This is a genomic window from Paraburkholderia sp. BGA-UO-ETr-F21, assembly GCF_059567925.1.
This window is the reverse complement of the sequence record NZ_JCAQOY010000040.1, coordinates 1464675-1481530: the sequence shown is the minus strand read 5'-3', so window position 1 is coordinate 1481530 and position 16856 is coordinate 1464675. Positions and strand designations below refer to the sequence as shown.

Genomic DNA, 16856 nt, shown 5'->3' with positions numbered 1-16856 from the left:
ACGCAAAAAAGCCGCGCCGCCCCTTGAGCGCGACTTCACTCATATAGGTCGCGCTGGTGCCGTATTCGCCACCCACCGACAACCCCTGGAACAGCCGCGCAACCAGCAGCAGCGCCGGCGCGAGCGCGCCGATCTGCGCGTAGGTGGGCAAGAGCGCGATCACCAGCGACCCGCCGCACATCATGAACACCGACACCATCATCGCCATGCGGCGGCCGTGCTTGTCGGCCAGACGGCCGAAGAACCAGCCGCCGATCGGACGCATCAGGAAGCCTGCCGCGAACACGCCGGCGGTATTCAGCAACTGCGTGGTCGGATTGCCGCTCGGGAAGAACGCCGGCGCGAAGTACAGCGCGCAGAACGAATACACGTAAAAGTCGAACCACTCGACGAGATTGCCCGATGAAGCGCCAACGATCGCGAAGATGCGGCGCCGTGTGTCTTGTGTGGATACTGCCGCCGGAATATTGAGATTTGTCATCGGTCTTTATGCTCCTGCATGTCCCCTGGTGATTGTCTTGATAGTGCGCGGCTGGGCCACGCATCGTTATTTTCTTGGTTCGGCATTCTAATTGAATGTTGTGCATCCAGGATCGAGATTCCGTATATCTAATTAATTTCTGCTTACCCGGACCAACGAAATTTATGTCACAAAAATGTTTATTCACCTCCGCCGGACGGTCAGGTGGCGCGAGCATGGGACACCGCTCAACGTGCGCCGGCGGCATGATGATGTGACTGAACGAGGCGCCTTCCTGCAGGAGTTTCAATGAAAGTCAATGCAGCCTCTTATCCGTTCCGGCCCGGCGGCATGTCGGATCTTCAGGACAACGCACCCAACTCGCAGAATCGCGGCGCTCCGGCGCATGTCGGCAACCGGCAGAACCCGGCTCGACCATCCACGCCCATCGGAAAAGCCGACGCGTCGCCAAAGGCCACTCCGCAGTTGCCCTCCGGGGAGGTCGGCGCGGCGGCGGCCGCCAGCACGATCGATGTCGAGGCTAACGCCATGGCGACGCAGGCGGTCATCGGCAACGAGGTCGCTGCCGATATGGAAACGTTCAATGCGTCGCTCGCCGCGGTCGATCAGGATATCGACCGGGGCCGCGATACGACCGACCACCTGATCGCGGCCGCATCGACGTATAACCGCGTGCGGCAATTGAACGCATCAGACAAACCGACGCCAGAACTGCAGTCGAAGATCGGCCGTCTCAAAACTGCCCTGCAGAACGCCAAAGGCGATGAGTCGCTGGACAGCATCGGACAGAAGGCCAACGTCGACCTGTCCGCGCTCACTCATCATGCGGATGCCGCTTCAACCTACGGAAAATATGGCAAGGCGGCGAGCACCTATGCACGCGCGCTCATCTTCGACGAAGCACGCTTCAACAACTCCGCCCTCCTGAAGAACACGCCTCTCGCGGCGTGGCAGCGGCCGAACCAGAGCGTGCTCGATCCGCTGGGACCGAATGGTCGCCTGGGCATTCTGACGGGTACTCGTCTGAATGCCGCCGCGAGTTATTTCACGAAAGGCGGGCTGTCTTTTCTGTCCGGCATGGAGAAATTGCATAAAGGTCAGGATCCGACGAAGGACTTCATCACGGCGGGCGCGACCACGGCACAGGGCATCAACGAACTCACCATCGGCGTCGGCACCGATCTGGGCAATCACCTGGTCAAGCTGCAACAGGCGAAACGAGCGCTGCAAACAGCGAGACAACCAGGCACCGTGACTGGCGGATCCACGGGCGAGGCAGGACGAAGCCCGGGCGGCACGACACAAGGCACTTCGGAGCCGGTCGCTGGACCCAGTGGCCCGACGCAAGGCGCTCCGCAACCGGTCGCCGGACCGAGCGGCTCCGCGAACTTCGCCGACTTCGATCCGCACGGCAAGCTCGATGACGAAATCGATGCGCTCGACAAGCAAACCACTGGACACATCGACGACCAGCTCGCGCAGCAACAACAAAGCTTGCGCGACGACGTCATCGAAAAGCTCGCGAAGACGAATCCCGACGTGCAGCAACTCGAATTACAGGACGCGACAAACGATCTCGCCCCTCAGTATTTCGAAATGCAGAACCTCGCGACAAAACTGAAAAGCTCGACCGCCGATGCGGCCAGCGACGCCCACGAGAATATCAAGACCATCGACGCCAACGCACGGGACGTCATCGCCCAACTCAAGAGCCAGGGCTTCGATACGGCAGACGCCGCACGCCAGTCGGGCAAGCCGGAGGCGCTCGAACTCGGCAAGCAGCTCGATCAGCTGGCGGGCCTGAAGCACGCGGCCTACGACCAGTTCAACAGCGCCATGCAGGAGCGGGAAAACGCGCTGAACGATTCGAGGACGGCTTTCGGCGACCTCGGCAAACTGCTGAGGGATACGCCCGCAAGCGAGCGTCCATCGAAGCTGAAGGAGTGGTCCGACAAATACACGGATTTCTTTGCGAAACGCCAGGCCAACATGCTCTCGAAAACCGACAACTGGCCCGACTGGATGAAGATATCGAAGCCGCTGCGTATGCAGATGGTGCCGGCGGCGATCAATACCGTTCTTGGTGGCGCATCGTTTGGCGTCGCGCTGGACACGTATCTGCAAAAGCAGAAGGCAGGCAAGCTGACGCCACAGGACCGGATGGACTTCGGCGCCTCCGTGATCAATCTGGCGAGCGGCATGATCGGATTCGTGCCGGTAGTCGGGCCGGCCCTGTCTTTCGCGCTTGCGACCACCGGGCTCATCCTCGGTGGAATCTCGGATCAGTACGACGCCCGCATGCGCGAAACCGACACGTACAACCTCAAGGAAAAGATACGCGAGGAATTCAACGCGAAGCACCCCGGCAATCAGATCGCCGAGCCCTACGACGGAGACTGAGCCGCGCCGGCTTGCGTGACTACGGCGTCACGCAAACTCGTCGCCGAGTTCGATCGTGACTTCACGCGGCACCGCCTCGCCGTTCGCATACTGTTCCTCCAGCGAACCCAGCGAGGCCTCGACATACGCGCGCAGCACCGCGAAACTGCGGCCACGCAGCCGCGCCGGCGAGGCGCGATAACGCGCCAGCGCCGCCGGCGTAATCACCACCGTCATGACGATACGGCGCGCCGTTGCGCCGAACCGCATCGCCACCCAGTGAATCGCCAGCGTCGGCGTGCCGTCTTCCGCGGCGCGCTGGATGAACTGCGTCTGCTCGGGAAACAGATCGCTGATGACCCGCGCCAGTTCCTCGAACTCGGGATTGGCGCAGTCGTATTGGTAAGCTTCCATGGGGAGTGCCAAAAGGATAGGCGTGAAGGGAGGCCGATTGTAGAGAACGGCCAATGGTTCAATGGCGCGCGCACCGAGCGCGCCAGCAAGCGGTCATCAAACGGCCATTAAGCGACTATCAAGCGGCCGGCGTGCGGCCATCAAACGCGGCCATCGAGCGCGGCCCTCATGCCGCCACCGCCGGGCGCCTGAACGCCCGCATCAGCAGCCCGGCGACGATCACCGCGCCGACCGCATACACGGCGTCCACTGCCGCGAGCGGCACGAGTTGCGCCTGGAACATCGCGGCAGGCACGTCCACCAGCGCATGCAATGCAATCGCGAGCGGCAGGATGCCGCGCCAGCCGGCCCGCAAGCCGCGCCACATCAACACCGACAAGCCGATCTGGAACACCAGCGCGGCAATGCGTTCGAGCGCGAAAATGCCGGCGGTCTGCGGCGTCAGGCTGGCGAGAATCAGATGGATGCGCATCACCGAGTCGGTAGGCAGATTGCTCAGATAGCCGTCCAGTTCACCGCGGTTTTCGAAGATCGCGAACAGAATCCATTGAATCTGCACCAGCACGCCGACGAGCCAGGCTTCGGCGCCGCCGTGGCCCAGGCCGTAGGTCAGCGCGGTGCCATCTGCGCCGCTATCGCCCTTGCCCGCCGTGAACGCCGTGGAGCCGGACTTCGCCGCCGCGCGTTTGAGCAGCAGCCGCATGCCGATGAACCGCCCCACTTCCTCGCAAACACCCGCGGCAAGCGCGCCGTACACGACGAAGGCGACCGGATTCGACAGAAAGGTCGCGGTCGCTTCGTTCCGATGCAGCACGAAGTCGTTCAGCGCGCGCTCGATCACCATGGCGAACAGCGCGAACACGGCCACGCCGGTGATGGCGTCACGCGGCTTGAGCGCGAGCGGCCGGCGCAGACGGCGGTAGATCAGGAAAGGTAAAGCGGCGACGAGCAGCGTCGCGAGGGCGAGACTCGAGAGGGTAAGCGGTGCAACAACCATGAGTTTCCTTGCGATGACCGGCGCGCACCCACTGCGCGCCGCAGCCCGAATGATCGCAGATCGGCGGGAATTCAGCGCAAAGTGGAGGCGCGGACGATCAGTTCGCCCGGCAGCAGGCAATCGCGCGCGGTCGTCTGAACGCCTTCGATGCGCTCATGCAGGAACTCGACCGCACGGTAGCCGATCTCGTAGGTAGGCTGGCGGATCGTCGTGACGCCAGTCAGTTCGGCCCAGTCGGGGTCGTCGATGGAAAGCAGCGCGGCACGGGCCTGCCAGTCGGCGCCGTAGCGCGCCTTCAGATGCAAGGCGAGACGCAGCGCAACGGGCGCATTGGCAGCAAACAACGCGACGCGCGCGGACTTGCCCGTGCCGCCGGCAGCCTCGCGCGCGCGGGCGGCCGCATCGATCGCACGGTCAAGTTCGGCAAGGCTGCGCTCGGCTTCGGCTGCGTCCGCGAGATTCAGCACGAGCGTGTGACCGCGCGCGGCGCCCTTCCCTTCGCGGTGTCCAGATTGCCCGCTCTGCGCGCTCATCGCCTCGCGAAACGCCGCTTCGCGCAGTTGCCGCGAGCTGACCTGTTCGAAAGGCTGAACGACGAACCAGATATCGTCGAAGCCATTGTCCAGCAGATGCCGCGTGCCGAGTTCGGCCGCCGCCTGGTTGTCGAGACCGACCATATCCGCGACGAGCCCGTCCACCAGACGGTCGACCAGCACCACCGGAATCCCGCCGCCGCCCACGGGCCGCAGGGTTTCCTCACGCACGCCGATTGCGTTGACGATCACGCCTTCCACCCGGTACGTGGTGAGCAGTTGCAGATAGCGCCGCTCCATCTCCACTTCGTTCGCCGCATGGCAAATCAGCGGCATCAGGCCGAGCGCGTGGCACGCCGCTTCCACGCCTTGCAGCACTTCGACTGTGTAGGGATTCGTCAGGTCGGCCACCAGCATGCCGATCAGACGGTTGCGGCCACGCTTGAGGCCGCGCGCCATCTGGTTCGGCTGATAGTTCAGGCGCGCGATCGCGGCCTCGATGCGCGCGCGCAGTTCAGGCGACAGCACGCTCATCTCGCCGTTCAGATAGCGCGAAATGCTGGTCTTGCCGGTGCCGGCTTCGCGCGCGACGTCGGTGATCGTCGCGCGGCGCGGCGCGGCCTGCGGGGTCGTGCTCATCGGTGTCTCGTGGCTTGGCGCGTGGTTCGGCTCATTGAGCAAGCACTTCGCGATTGACGATGTTGCTGGTCAGTGTGCCGTCGAGCGCGGCGACGAGGTTTTCCGCCGCGTTCAACGCCATCGCGTGACGGGTCTCGTGCGTCGCCGAACCGATATGCGGCAGCGCGACCACGTTCGCGAGCTTCAGGAGCGGCGAGTCGGCCGGCAGCGGTTCGGTGTCGAACACGTCGAGACCGGCGCCGTGGATCGTGCCGTTTTGCAGCGCCTCGATCAGCGCCGTTTCGTCGACGGTCGCGCCGCGCGAGGCGTTGATCAGGATCGCGCTCTTCTTCATCGATTTCAGTTCAGCCGCGCCGATCAGATGCTTCGTCTCCGGCGTCAAAGGCACTTGCAGGCAGACAAAATCGGAAGTGGCGAGCAGTTCGGCCAACTCGACGCGGCGCGCGCCGTAAGCCGCTTCAGCTTGCGGGTTCGGCGAGCGGTTGGTGTACAGCACCTTCATGTTGAAGCCGAGCGCCGCGCGCCGCGCCACCGCGCCGCCAATCCGCCCGAGCCCGACGATGCCGAGCGTCTTGCCCTGCACGTCCACGCCGAACTGCGCCGCTCCGATGCTGTGCTGCCAGTGCCCGGCCTTCACCCACTCGGCGAGTTCGACCACCCGCCGCGCCGACGCGAGAATCAGCGAGAACACCGTGTCCGCGGTGGATTCGGTCAACACGTCCGGCGTGTGCGCGAGCACGATGCCGCGGCGCGTGAGATCGGCCACGTCGAACTGATCGAAGCCCACCGAGATGGTCGACAGCGCCTTGAGCCGCGTCGCGCCTTCGAGCATGGCCGGCGTGATCTTCACGCTCGAACCGATGCCGCCGTCCGCGTCTTTCAGCGCGGCCACGAATGTGTCGTGCTGCGCGGCATCGACCTGCACCACTTGCGCATGCTGTTGCAGATAGGCGAGCACATCTTCGGGCAACGACTTCCAGGCGACGATCTTCTTCATCAGCTTATTTTCCTTGCAACAGGGTGGCGAGCCGCGGACACGTTGTTCTGTTCCTGCGCCTGCGGTTTGACGATCAGCGTCAGAATCACGGCGGCGACGAGCGCCACGCTCATGAATGCATACGACGCGGCGGGCGACCCGGTCGCGCCGTTCAGATAGCCGACCACATACGAGCCGACGAACGAACCGAGCGCGCCCATGCTGTTGATCAGCGCCATCGCGCCGCCCGCGACGTTCTTCGGCAGCAGTTCCGGCACGATCGCGAAGAACGGGCCATAGGGCGCGTACATCGCGGCGCCGGCGACCACCAGCAGCGCATACGAGAGCCAGAAATGCGTGGAGCCGAGCGCGTAAGAAGCCGCGAACGCCACCGCGCCGACCAGCAGAAACGGCCACACGAATACCTTGCGGCGGTTGAGTTTATCCGAAGCCCACGAAGCTGCAAGCATCGCGATGGTCGCGGCGAGGTACGGCAGCGCCGAAAGCCAGCCGGTTTCGACCATACCGAGCGTCGAACTGTTCTTCAGGATCGACGGCAGCCACAGCACGAAACCGTACACGCCGATGCTCCAGCAGAAATATTGCGCGCACAGCTTGATCACTGCGGGCGTTTTGAACGCGTCGCTATAGTTGCGCACCGGCTTGATCGCGGCCTGCTCGGCGCGCAGCGTTTCGGCGAGGTCGTCCTTCTGCTGCTGCGTGAGCCACGACACCTGCTGCGGCTTGTCCTGCACGATGAACCACCAGATCACCGCCCACAGGATCGCGGGCGCGCCTTCGGCGATGAACATGTGGCGCCAGCCGAACGAATGCACCAGATAGCCCGACACGACCGACATCCACAGCACCGTCACCGGATTGCCGAGAATCAGGAAGGTGTTGGCGCGCGAACGCTCGCTTTTGGTGAACCAGTTGCTGATGAAAATCAGCATGGCCGGCATCACGGCGGCTTCGACCACGCCGAGCACGAAGCGGATCACCATCAACGACGGAATATTGCTGACCATGCCGGTGAGCGCCGCGCAGCCGCCCCACAGCACCAGGCTCCAGAACACGAGCTTTTTGACGCTGCGGCGTTCCGCGTAGATCGCGCCGGGAATCTGGAAGAAGAAATAACCGAGGAAGAACAGCGCGCCGATCAGCGACGACAGCCCCTTGCTGATGCCGAGATCCTGGTTGATGCCGGCGGCCGACGCGAAACCGTAGTTCGCGCGATCCAGATAAGCGAGGCTGTAGGTGATGAATACGATCGGCATGATCGTCCACCAACGGCGAATCGCAAGCGATGAGGTCATGGGGTGTCTCCTTGGACGGCTTCCCGAAACAATGATGGACGGTCGTGGGGCGCTCTGTTCGAGCGCTCTTGCTGTTATCGAAGCAGCCCGGCGCGACGCGCCGGATTGCGAAACTTGCGCCTCTTCAGGCTGCGGCGGCAATGGACGGCGCGTCGGCCGATTCCAGCGCGTCGAGTTCGGCCCGGCTCGGCAGCCCTTCCGAATCGCCGATCACCTGAATCGCCAGCGCGCCGATGCGGTTGCCGCGCGCCACGGCGTGCGGCAGCGACTTGCCTTCGAGCAACGCGCTGACCACGCCGACCGCAAAACCATCGCCCGCGCCGACCGTGTCGACCACCTTCGCGACCGGCTGGCCGGCGATCACGGCGGCATCGTCCGCGGTGCGGAAATACGCGCCCTGCGCGCCGAGCTTGATGATCACGCCGCGCGCGCCGTGGTCCAGATAGAACTTCGCGATGTCGTCCGGTTGCGTGTAGCCGGTCAGAATCTCGCCCTCGCCGATGCCGGGCAGCACCCAGTCGGCCAGCGCGGCAAGCGCGTTCAGCCCTTCGACCATCGCGGCGCGCGACGGCCACAGCGTCGGACGCAGATTCGGGTCGAAGGACACCGTCCTGCCGGCGGCACGCATTTCACGCGCCAGATGGAACGCGAGTTCGCGCGAGCTCGCCGAAATCGCGGGCGCCACGCCGGTCAGATGCAGATGACGCGCCGGCAGCACGTAATCCGCCGCGTAGTCAGCCAGCGACAGGTGGCTCGCGGCCGACCCTTTGCGGAAATACTCGACCGCCGGGTCGCTGCCGTCGTCGTTTTTCGACTTCAGCTGGAAGCCGGTCGGATAGCGCTCGTCGGTGCTCACGCAGCGCTGATCGATGCCTTCTTTCGTCAACGTGTCGCGCACGTACTGGCCGAACGAATCGTTGCCGACGCGGCTCATCCAGCCCACCTTGAAGCCCAGGCGCGACAGACCGATCGCCACGTTCAGGTCGGCGCCGGCGATGCGCTTCGTGAACTGGCCGACGCCCGCGAGCGGGCCGGTTTCGGCGGCCACGAACATGGCCATCGCTTCGCCGTAGGTGATGACATCGAATGGTGTGCTGGTGTTGCTCATGCTTTGCTCCTGCTTGTTCCGCGTTGCTGCGTGTTTTGCTGCGTGTTTTGCTGCTCTCTCAGGTCCTACCTGCCGCTCACGCGGCGGCCAGCCACGCGACGTAATGCGCCGCGTCCGTTTCGATCCGGCTCGCCTCGAACGGAAACTCGATGCCGCGCGGCACATGGCGCGGCAGATGGTCGAGCACCGCGGCGAATTGGGCGTCGTGGGCAGCCGGAGCCGCCGGAAAACGCCTTGCCCCTTCGCCCACCGCCGTCTTGCAGTGGATGTATTCCACATGCGCGGCCAACGGCAACGCGGCGTCGAGCGGCGCGACATCGCACCACGCCCAGTTACCCATGTCGAAGGTCATGCCGAGCACATCGGCGTGTCCTTCGCGCGTCAGCGCGTCGAACAGGCCGGTGAATTGCGCGAGCGAGCCGCCCTGCGCCAATTGCCCGTTTTCGACGACGAGCCGCAGCTCCGCACAGCGCATGTGATCGGCGATCACGGCGGCATTGGCGTCGGTGGCGAAACCGCCCAGCTGCAACTTGACAAAACGCGCGCCGAGCGCGAGCGCTTCTTCGACCGAGAGGCGCAACGCGTCGGCGTCGAGCTTGCCGTGCGCCGTGTACAGCGAAGCCGGCGTGGAGTAGACCGACCACAAACCGAGTTCCGCAATCTGCTTGCCCAGCGCGCGCAGGTTGTGCGGCGTGGCGTCGGCTTGGTCGGCGAACAGTTCGCGGCGCACTTCGAAACCCGCCGCCCCTGCCTGCCTACTCACGCGCGCCCACTTCAGATGGCCGGCCGTGCGGACCGCATCCATTCCGAATGCGCTTGCGACAATCACCACGTCCGGTGCATCAACCATGTCGAATTTACTCAATCTGTTGCTGTCATCAGCATTTGGAACCGGTTCCAAATGCACTTCGAAAAAAAACGCCGAGGCGCTTGCGATGCCCGAATAGTGCGCCGAGGTCGGCGTCATGCACCATAGTGGAAATCCCCAGGCGTGCCGGGCATGGGCAACGTCGGTCTCGCTTCACGGGCCGTTGTCCAGACACAGCGCGAGAAATCGCTCGACCACCCGCGATGGCGCGCTCGCATGGGGCACCAGAATCGACAGCCGCCGCGTGAGCGGCTCAGGGCTGAGCGAAAGCAGGCAGAGCGCGCGGTCCTCGTGCCGCATCGACATCGCCGAGACGAAGCCGATGCCCATGCCCGCCCGCACCGCCTCCTTCACGCCTTCCACGCCGGCAATCTCGAGCGCCACGCGCATCGGCACGCCGGCCCGCGCGAAGGCCCGCTCGACGATTTGCCGCACGCCCGAACCTGCCTCGCGCAGCACCAGCGGATGCTCGCCGAAGGCCGCCAGGTCGGCCGGGCCGCCGTCGCCCAACTGCGCCAACGGATGCGAGCGCGGCATGATCGCGACGATTTCGTCCTCGCGCCATGCATGCACCGCGGTGTCCGGCGGCAGGTCTTCGCCGACCGGTCCCTCGATCATTGCAATGTCCACCGAACCGAGCGCGGCGACGATTTCGGTGGTGTTGCCGTCGGCGGTATGCAGCGTCACATCCGGATAACGGCGATGGAAATCGGCGATCAGATACGGCAGCAGATAACTCGCCGGCGTGGTGCTCGCGCCGATCCGCAAGAAGCCCTGCTCGAGACCGCGTAACGCGTCGCGGTACGCGTGGGCTTGCCGCCAGGTGTCGCGCAGCCGGGTGGCGTAGCTGGCGAGTTGCTCGCCCGCGGGCGTGAGGCGCACGCCGCGGCCGTCACGCTGATACAGCGGCTCGCCGAACTCGTCCTGCAACTGCCGCAGCTGGCCAGACACGGCCGGCTGCGACAAATGGAGCGCCATCGCCGCCCGGCTGATATTGCGATGCTCGGCGACGGCTGCAAACGTTATAAGTTGGTCCGGGGTCATGATGGTCCAAGTATCGGCTCAAGCGATACTTTACATTCTAAATCATGATTTTTCATATCGATATATCTACTTTAGGATTAGCCCCATCGAATCTTCGTCAGTCACAGAAAAGGGCTGCACCATGTCCACCGCTCAACTCACCGCCGCCAGTACGTCGCCCGCCGGGTTGTCCACCCGCGGCCAGCTCAACGGCATTCTCTTCGTCGCGCTGTTCGCCGCCGCCGTGACGCGGATCGCCGCGATTCCGGCCGTCGCCGGACTGGGCCTGAGCCCGCTGATCGTCGGCATCGTGGCCGGCGCCATTTACGGCAATGCGCTGCGCGACGGCATGCCCGCCAGCTGGGCGGCCGGCGTCAACTTTTCGGCGCGCAAGCTGTTGCGCATTGCCGTGGCGTTCTTCGGGCTGCGCGTGAGCCTGCAGGAAATCGCTCAGGTCGGCGTGCCCGGCCTCGCGGAATCCGTCCTGATCGTGGTCAGCACGCTCGTGATCGGCACGTGGGCCGGCATGAAAATCATGAAACTCGACCGCGACACCGCCTTGCTGACCGCGGCGGGCAGCGCGATCTGCGGCGCGGCTGCCGTGCTCGCCTTCGAATCGACGCTGCAATCGAAGCCGCACAAGAGCGCCATGGCCGTGGGCAGCGTAGTGTTGTTCGGCACGCTTTCGATGTTCATGTACCCGGTGCTGTTCAATGCAGGCTGGCTGCATCTGGATACGGTTGGCGCGGGCCTCTTTTTCGGCGGCACGATCCATGAAGTGGCGCAGGTGGTCGGCGCGGCCAGCAACGTGAGCCCGGAAGCAACGCACATTGCCACCATCGTCAAGATGACGCGCGTGATGTTGCTGGTGCCGGTGCTGCTGGTGGTCGGCATGTGGGTGAACCGCTCCGCGCGCCGCAACGCCGCTTCGGCCGGCTCGGCAGACGGTGCCCACGCACCCCGCAAGCTGGCGATTCCATGGTTCGCGCTCGGCTTTCTCGCCTTCGTCGTGATCAACTCGCTGCACGTGCTGCCCGAAGCCGCGACCAGCACGCTCAACATGCTGGACACCTTCGCGCTGACCATGGCCATGACCGCGCTCGGCATCGAAACACGCATCTCGCAGATCCGGCAGGCCGGCCCCCGCGCACTGACCACCGGCTTCATTCTGTATGTGTGGCTGATTGCCGGCGGACTGGGTATCACATGGACTGTCCAGCACCTGTTCGGCTAAGCCGCCCTCGCCTTCACACTTACCCCGCCGCGTGCGGGGTTTTGCGCATTCTGGAGACCCATGCGGCGCGCTCGCGCGGCATACTGGTTGCTGACGTCGTCAGCTCATGCAGTCCGCTTATGCGCGCTGTCAATGCAACCGGAATGAGGATCGATCGATGAGTCTGGAACTCTACTATTGGGACGGCCTGCAGGGCCGCGGCGAATTCGTGCGGCTCGCGCTGGAAGAAGCCGGCGCCGACTACGTGGAAGTGGCGCGCGGCGAACCGTCGGAAGGCCTGGGCACGAAGGCGATGATGTCGGTGATGAAGAGCAGGGACGAGCCGTATCCGCCGTTCGCGCCGCCGTTCCTGAAAGACGGCGAGCTGGTGATCGCGCAGACCGCCAACATCCTGTTCTATCTCGGCCCGCGGCTGAATCTCGCACCCACGGTGGAAAGCCTGCGTTACGTGGCCAACGGCCTGCAACTGACGATCGCCGACATGGTCACCGAAGCGCACGACACGCACCACCCGCTCGCCAGTTCGCTTTACTACGAAGACCAGAAAGACGCCGCCAAAGTGCGCGCGCACGACTTCATCGACAACCGCATTCCGAAGTTCATGTCGTACTTCGAGCGTGTGCTGAAACAGAATCCGGCCGGCGACCGCTTCATGGTGGGCGACGCGCTCACTTACGTCGACCTGTCCATGTTCCAGTTGATCGACGGCTTGCTGTACGCGTTTCCGCGCGCGCTCAAACGCTTCGGCGAACACTATCCGCGGCTCGCCGCGTTGCACGACGCGGTGATCGAGCGGCCGAACATCGCCGCATACCTGCAGTCCGACCGGCGTATCGAACACAACGAGGCCTGCATCTTCCGGCACTATCCGGAACTCGACAAGGCGGCCGCTTGAGCCGCGCCATTTCCCTTCGCTCACTGACCGTAGCGCGCCCGCCATCCGAAGCGGGCGCGCTGTTGTTGCCGTGCGCGCTATTCAACCCACTCTCACGCCCCGTACCGTCGACGTGCTTTCATTCCTGCTGAAGCTGCGCACCCGCGCACAAGATCTGTTCCGCCTCTCCGACGCCCACACGATGCTGGTCTGGTCGGTGGTGGTCGGCGTCGCGGGCGCCTTCGCCACGATCGCCTTTCGCGAGGCCATCGCGCTGCTGCAATTCGCGGTGGTCGGCAAGGCCGGCAGTTTCGTCGAAATGGCGCGCAGCCTGCCGTGGACCGTGCGGATCTGGATGCCCGCCGCCGGCGGCCTGATCGCCGGCTTCTTTCTGCTGATCGCGCAGCGGCATGCGGACAAATGCAACCACATCGATTACATGGAAGCGGTCGCGATCGGCGACGGCGTGGTGCCGGTGAAGCTGAGCTTGTGGCGCAGCGTGTCGTCGCTGTTCACGATTTCGAGCGGTGGGTCCATCGGCCGCGAAGGTCCGATGGTGCAACTGGCGGCGCTGGCCGCCTCGCTGATCGGACGCTGGGTGCATTTCGATCCGTCGCGACTGCGTCTGCTGGTGGCATGCGGCGCGGCCGCCGGGATCACCTCCGCATATAGCGCGCCGATTGCGGGCGCGTTTTTCGTCACCGAAATCGTGCTCGGCTCGATTGCGATGGAAAGCTTTGGGCCCGTGGTGGTCTCGGCCGTGGTGGCCAACATCACGATGCGTGAATTCGCCGGCTACAAGCCGCCGTACGAAATGCCGGTGTTTCCGCCGGTAGCCGGTCTCGAAGTGCTGTTGTTCGTCGCGCTCGGCTTGTTGTGCGGCGCGGCGGCTCCACAATTTCTGCGCCTGCTCGACGTGTCGAAGAAAAGCTTTCGCAAGCTGCCGGTGCCGCTGCCCGTGAGACTCGCGCTCGGCGGCCTCGTGGTCGGCATTCTGTCGGTGTGGACGCCCGAGGTGTGGGGCAACGGCTACAGCGTCGTCAACTCGATCCTGCATTCGCCGTGGACATGGACCGCGCTCGTTCTCGTGCTGGTGTTCAAGCTCGTCGCCACGGCGGCCACGGCGGGCTCCGGCGCGATCGGCGGGGTGTTCACGCCGACGCTGTTCGTCGGCGCGGTGGTCGGCTCGCTGTTCGGCCAGGGCATGCATGCGCTGTGGCCGCACGGCACGTCGGCCCCGTTCGCGTATGCGATGGTCGGCATGGGCGCGTTTCTGGCGGGCGCAACCCAGGCGCCGCTGATGGCGATCCTGATGATCTTCGAGATGACGCTCAGCTACCAGGTGGTGCTGCCGCTCATGCTCTCGTGCGTGGTCGCCTATTTCGTGTCGCGCGCGATCGGCAAGACATCCATGTACGAAATCACCTTGCGGCGCCACAACGAGGAACAGGAGCGCTCGCGCCTGCGCGCCACGCAAATGCGCGAGCTGATCCGCCCAGCCGAAACCGTCGTGCCGCCCAACGCGACCGTGCAGGACATGACGCGCGTGTTTCTCGAATATCCGGTGAAATATCTTTACGTGGCCAACGAGTCGGGCGCGTTTCTCGGCGTGGTCGCGCTCAAGGACATCACCTCCGACCTGCTCGACGGGCGCGACACCACCGCGAAGACCGCGGCGGATTATCTGCAGCCGCATTTCGACGTGCTCACGCCCGATATGCCGCTCGGCGTCGCGTTGCAGCACTTTCTCGCGTTTCAGGGCGAGCGCCTGCCGGTAATCGAAAGCGCCGCGCATCCCACGCTGGCCGGGGTGGTCTATAAAACCTCGCTGCTCGATGCGTACTTCCGCATGAATCCGACGCGTTAGCGGACGCGTTAGGGGCCGCGCGCAAAGCCATCCAGGATTGCGCCCGCGGTCGCTTTGCGTGCCGTGCAAAGCGCGGCAAATTCTCTACAATGGACAGACTGCTGCGGCGAATGCCCGCAGCGCGCGTTACGCCAGAACGGGCGCACCGAGACGCCCGCCCTTCGATCGGAGCGAAGATGAGCGAACCGTCCCTCGATGCCGTGCGCCGCGACCAGGCGGGCTGGATTTTCGTGCATATCGAAGGCGAGCCCTACGACCGCGGCGAGCAGCACGGCCAGTTGCTCGCCACGGAAATCCGCAACGCGATCCACACCGCCCGCTACCTCGCGAAGTGGGACACCGGCGAAGACTTCGACACGTTCGTCGACGCCGCGGTCTCGCAGTTCGCCAACAAACTCGACACCGAATTCGCCGACGAAATCCAGGGTATCGCCGACGGCGCCAAGCTGCCATTCGCCGAAGTACTGGCGTGGAACGGCTACATGGATCTGCTGCAAAGCTGGTGGCCGGCCCACGCGGCGCAGCAGCAGCCGAACCTCGGCATGAAACCGTGGCGCGGACGGCGCGGGCACCACTGCAGCGCGTTCATCGCCACCGGCCGCGCGACCCGCGACGGCCGCATCGTGATGGCGCACAACTCGTGGGACCGCTACGCGGCCGGCGACGCGTTCAATGTCGTATTCGACATCGTGCCCGATCAGGGCCACCGCATCCTCATGCAAGGCTTGCCCGGCTGCATCTCCAGCCTCACGGATTTCTGGGTGACCGCGGCCGGCCTGATGGTGACGGAAACCACCATCTCCAACTTCGCCGGCTACAACGCGGCGGGCGCGCCCGAGTTCTACCGCTCGCGGCGCGCGTCGCAGTACGCGAACAGCATCGGCGAATGGTGTGAAATGTTCGCGATCGCCAATAACGGCGGCTATGCGAATAGCTGGCTGCTGGGCGACACCAAGACCGGCGAGATCGCGCGTTACGAACTGGGTTTGCACTTCTCCGGCTTCGAGAGCACGAGAGACGGCTTCTACAGCGGCTACAACACCGCAACCGATCTGAAGATCCGCAATCAGGAATGCCTGGGCGAAGGCGAAGACTATACGGATGTGCGCAAGAACGGCGCGCGGCGCCTGCGTTTCATGCAACTGGAAGAGATGCATCGCGGCAAGATCGACGTGGAACTGGCCAAGGAAATGATCGCCGATCATCACGACGTCTATCTCGACCGCAACGACAACCCGTGCTCGCGCACCATCTGCGGACATCTGGAACTGGACGACGCGCGCTTCGGCGGCACCGATCACGGACCGTTCAACCCATGGGGCGCCAACGACGGCAAAGTGGCCGACAGCGAAATGGCGCGCGAGATGGCGTTCAGCGCGCGCTGGGGCCATCCGTGCGGGCGGCCGTTCGACGCGCAGGCGTTCATGAAGCGGCATCCGCAGTGGAACTGGCTGAACGGCTACATGCGCGACCGGCCGTCGTGGCCGTGGACGCGCTTCGAAGCGTTGCGTTAGGGGCCGAGCTTGCGGCAGCGCAACATAAGCAGCGTATGACCGTTCGCGACGGCGCTGCTGCGAAGTCGCCGCGTTTCTGCCATCATCTGGAATCGGCAATACCGCTTTGTCGTGAACGTGCGTGCGCTGCAAAATCCGCCATTCAGCATGGATTAGCGCGCAAGGTCACGTTTAGCATGGGCCGTCCTTTCGACGCGGGGACGGCACAGCGCTTGCTCCATTGTCAGCGCCGCATGAGCTTAGGAGGTCGGGTGATGAAAACCTCGACGCTGTTGACCATGGTGACGCTGTCAGCCTCTTGTTTTGCCGCGCCGGTTCATACCGCGCCGGACAGCATGACCGCCAATAGTCTTGCCGAACGCGCCAACGCCGCACCCGTTGCCCCCGCGGCGCCGGATGTCGCCGCCGCGGACAGCAATCGTCCGCAACACTGGGAACATATCGCGCTGCCCAAATCGCGACATCTCGACCGGAGCTTTACTGGGCAGAACGAGCACTTGCAGACCTGACGCGACCTGTCACATAGAGGCGTGCGCGCGGCGCTGCATGCTTTACACTGCCTGGCGTTCACGGCCGCAATGCGGTCGAGGGCGCGCATGTGCTACAGCACCGGCATGCGCGGGCCGGCATCCA

The 16856-nt window shown here is 64.5% G+C and carries 15 protein-coding genes; 6 read left to right on the top strand and 9 right to left on the bottom strand.

Annotated features, from left to right (window positions below; genetic code table 11):
• The coding region (locus AC57B1_RS39085; RefSeq protein ID WP_496420331.1) for an MFS transporter at nt 1-481 on the bottom strand (481 nt) is incomplete at its 3' end.
• A gap of 288 nt (nt 482-769) precedes the next feature.
• Here AC57B1_RS39085 and AC57B1_RS39080 point away from each other — a divergent pair.
• Complete coding sequence (locus AC57B1_RS39080) at nt 770-2881, top strand: hypothetical protein (RefSeq protein ID WP_496420330.1); 2112 nt, start codon at nt 770-772, stop codon at nt 2879-2881.
• 27 nt (nt 2882-2908) lie between these two features.
• Here the strand turns inward: AC57B1_RS39080 and AC57B1_RS39075 are convergent, their stop codons facing one another.
• The 8 genes from AC57B1_RS39075 to AC57B1_RS39040 form a co-directional block, all read right to left on the bottom strand.
• Nucleotides 2909-3274 carry a DUF3022 domain-containing protein gene (locus tag AC57B1_RS39075; protein WP_408298199.1) on the bottom strand — a complete coding sequence of 122 codons (366 nt, stop codon included), beginning with the start codon at nt 3272-3274 and terminating at the stop codon, nt 2909-2911.
• Nucleotides 3275-3440: 166 nt separating this feature from the next.
• The gene (locus AC57B1_RS39070) at nt 3441-4271 is read right to left on the bottom strand and encodes a YhfC family intramembrane metalloprotease (RefSeq protein WP_496420329.1); all 831 of its coding nucleotides are present in this window, start codon (nt 4269-4271) and stop codon (nt 3441-3443) included.
• Nucleotides 4272-4342: 71 nt separating this feature from the next.
• Nucleotides 4343-5443, bottom strand: a complete 1101-nt coding sequence (locus AC57B1_RS39065; protein ID WP_408353260.1) for a LacI family DNA-binding transcriptional regulator — start codon at nt 5441-5443, stop codon at nt 4343-4345.
• A gap of 31 nt (nt 5444-5474) precedes the next feature.
• The gene (locus AC57B1_RS39060; RefSeq protein WP_496420328.1) at nt 5475-6440 is read right to left on the bottom strand and encodes a 2-hydroxyacid dehydrogenase; all 966 of its coding nucleotides are present in this window, start codon (nt 6438-6440) and stop codon (nt 5475-5477) included.
• Complete coding sequence (locus AC57B1_RS39055) at nt 6440-7735, bottom strand: MFS transporter (protein ID WP_496420327.1); 1296 nt, start codon at nt 7733-7735, stop codon at nt 6440-6442. The genes AC57B1_RS39060 and AC57B1_RS39055 overlap by 1 nt, the downstream gene beginning before the upstream one ends.
• A gap of 124 nt (nt 7736-7859) precedes the next feature.
• On the bottom strand, nt 7860-8843 hold the full coding sequence (locus AC57B1_RS39050) for a sugar kinase (protein WP_496420326.1): 984 nt from the start codon (nt 8841-8843) through the stop codon (nt 7860-7862).
• 76 nt (nt 8844-8919) lie between these two features.
• Nucleotides 8920-9693: a sugar phosphate isomerase/epimerase family protein gene (locus AC57B1_RS39045; protein WP_496420325.1), complete on the bottom strand. Its 774-nt coding sequence runs from the start codon at nt 9691-9693 to the stop codon at nt 8920-8922.
• 171 nt (nt 9694-9864) lie between these two features.
• A complete protein-coding gene (locus AC57B1_RS39040) occupies nt 9865-10755 on the bottom strand; it encodes a LysR family transcriptional regulator (RefSeq protein ID WP_496420324.1) in 891 nt (296 codons plus the stop codon).
• 121 nt (nt 10756-10876) lie between these two features.
• Between AC57B1_RS39040 and AC57B1_RS39035 the strand changes: the two genes are divergently transcribed.
• The 5 genes from AC57B1_RS39035 to AC57B1_RS39015 all read left to right on the top strand — a co-directional run bounded on the left by AC57B1_RS39035 (nt 10877) and on the right by AC57B1_RS39015 (nt 16732).
• Nucleotides 10877-11968, top strand: a complete 1092-nt coding sequence (locus AC57B1_RS39035; RefSeq protein WP_408353252.1) for a YeiH family protein — start codon at nt 10877-10879, stop codon at nt 11966-11968.
• A gap of 157 nt (nt 11969-12125) precedes the next feature.
• A complete protein-coding gene (locus AC57B1_RS39030) occupies nt 12126-12863 on the top strand; it encodes a glutathione S-transferase (protein ID WP_091793716.1) in 738 nt (245 codons plus the stop codon).
• A 112-nt stretch (nt 12864-12975) separates the two neighbouring features.
• Nucleotides 12976-14709, top strand: coding sequence for a ClcB-like voltage-gated chloride channel protein (locus AC57B1_RS39025; protein ID WP_408353349.1), 1734 nt, complete (start codon nt 12976-12978; stop codon nt 14707-14709).
• Nucleotides 14710-14885: 176 nt separating this feature from the next.
• Nucleotides 14886-16223: a C45 family autoproteolytic acyltransferase/hydrolase gene (locus AC57B1_RS39020; protein ID WP_091793711.1), complete on the top strand. Its 1338-nt coding sequence runs from the start codon at nt 14886-14888 to the stop codon at nt 16221-16223.
• A gap of 254 nt (nt 16224-16477) precedes the next feature.
• Complete coding sequence (locus tag AC57B1_RS39015; protein WP_091793709.1) at nt 16478-16732, top strand: hypothetical protein; 255 nt, start codon at nt 16478-16480, stop codon at nt 16730-16732.
• The last annotated feature ends 124 nt before the right edge of the window (nt 16733-16856 follow it).

Bases quoted from the DNA above. Each gene is read 5' to 3' on its own strand.
- AC57B1_RS39050 (WP_496420326.1), bottom strand. From the start codon at position 8,843: ATGAGCAACACCAGCACACCATTCGATGTCATCACCTACGGCGAAGCG.
- AC57B1_RS39065 (WP_408353260.1), bottom strand. From the start codon at position 5,443: ATGAGCACGACCCCGCAGGCCGCGCCGCGCCGCGCGACGATCACCGAC.
- AC57B1_RS39080 (WP_496420330.1), top strand. From the start codon at position 770: ATGAAAGTCAATGCAGCCTCTTATCCGTTCCGGCCCGGCGGCATGTCG.
- AC57B1_RS39030 (WP_091793716.1), top strand. From the start codon at position 12,126: ATGAGTCTGGAACTCTACTATTGGGACGGCCTGCAGGGCCGCGGCGAA.
- AC57B1_RS39040 (WP_496420324.1), bottom strand. From the start codon at position 10,755: ATGACCCCGGACCAACTTATAACGTTTGCAGCCGTCGCCGAGCATCGC.
- AC57B1_RS39055 (WP_496420327.1), bottom strand. From the start codon at position 7,735: ATGACCTCATCGCTTGCGATTCGCCGTTGGTGGACGATCATGCCGATC.
- AC57B1_RS39075 (WP_408298199.1), bottom strand. From the start codon at position 3,274: ATGGAAGCTTACCAATACGACTGCGCCAATCCCGAGTTCGAGGAACTG.
- AC57B1_RS39035 (WP_408353252.1), top strand. From the start codon at position 10,877: ATGTCCACCGCTCAACTCACCGCCGCCAGTACGTCGCCCGCCGGGTTG.
- AC57B1_RS39015 (WP_091793709.1), top strand. From the start codon at position 16,478: ATGAAAACCTCGACGCTGTTGACCATGGTGACGCTGTCAGCCTCTTGT.
- AC57B1_RS39045 (WP_496420325.1), bottom strand. From the start codon at position 9,693: ATGGTTGATGCACCGGACGTGGTGATTGTCGCAAGCGCATTCGGAATG.
- AC57B1_RS39060 (WP_496420328.1), bottom strand. From the start codon at position 6,440: ATGAAGAAGATCGTCGCCTGGAAGTCGTTGCCCGAAGATGTGCTCGCC.
- AC57B1_RS39070 (WP_496420329.1), bottom strand. From the start codon at position 4,271: ATGGTTGTTGCACCGCTTACCCTCTCGAGTCTCGCCCTCGCGACGCTG.
- AC57B1_RS39020 (WP_091793711.1), top strand. From the start codon at position 14,886: ATGAGCGAACCGTCCCTCGATGCCGTGCGCCGCGACCAGGCGGGCTGG.